This is a genomic window from Sabulicella rubraurantiaca (assembly GCF_017355885.1).
Classification (GTDB): domain Bacteria; phylum Pseudomonadota; class Alphaproteobacteria; order Acetobacterales; family Acetobacteraceae; genus Roseococcus; species Roseococcus rubraurantiacus.
Window position 1 is genome coordinate 1 of record NZ_JAFEUU010000059.1, and the last position, 939, is coordinate 939.

Consider the following 939-nt stretch of genomic DNA (forward strand, 5'->3'; position numbering starts at 1 on the left):
AGAGTCTGTCCGCGAACATTTTCAAGGTTGGCAGAGCCTTCGCATCATAAGCCGAATGGATGCGAGGCGTAGGAAGGCGAGCGCGGTACGGCTGAGGTTCTCCCAGTCCTTGGCAAGGCGACGGCATCGGTTGAGCCAGGCGATGGTTCGTTCGACGATCCATCGCCGGGGCAGCACCTCGAAGCCCTGCGCGGTGTCGGAGCGTCTGACGATCTGGATTTGCACCTGCCGCAGCACGCGCTTCAGCGCAGCCTGGAACTTTGGCCCCCCGTAGCCGGCATCGGCATAGAGTTTTCGCAGGAACGGGAACATCCCGAACAGCGTGGCCATCACCAGCACACCGCCGTCACGATCTTGCAGACCGGCGCTGTGCACCACCGCGTGCAGCATCAGACCGAGTGTATCAACAAGCACGTGGCGCTTCCTACCCTTGATCTTCTTGCCGCCATCATAGCCGTGCGGGTCGACCGAAGGCCCCCCTTTTCCGCGCCCTTCACGCTTTGGCTGTCGATGACCGCCGCCGTTGGGCTGGCCTCACGCCCTGCCTGCACGCGGCACTGCACGTAAAGCGCGTGGTGGATCCGATCCAGCGTGCCGTCCCACTCCCAGCGCATGAAGTAGCCATGCAGCGTGCTGCGCGGCGGCAAGTCCTTCGGAGTGGCCCGCCACTGGCAGCCCGTGCCGAGCACGTAGAGCAGGCCGTTGACGACCTCGCGCACATCCACCGTGCGCGCGTTGCCACCGGGCTTCGCTGGCGGGATCAGCTCCGCGAGCAGCGCCCACTCGGCATCCGTCGTGTCACTTGGATAGCGCAGCCCCCTCCGGTCATACCGAGACCGGTTTTCCGCCGTCCACATCCGCCATGCTCTCCGCGAATCTCTCCTGCACGAGCGAATCACAAGTGACTCAATCGATTCAACATGTTCGCGGACGGACACT

The 939-nt window shown here is 63.9% G+C and carries 1 pseudogene; it reads right to left on the reverse strand.

Going from position 1 to position 939, the window contains the following annotated elements:
- Nucleotides 1–21: 21 nt before the first annotated feature.
- A pseudogene (locus JTJ31_RS24370) lies at nt 22–857 on the reverse strand (IS5 family transposase).
- Between the last annotated feature and the right edge of the window lie 82 nt (nt 858–939).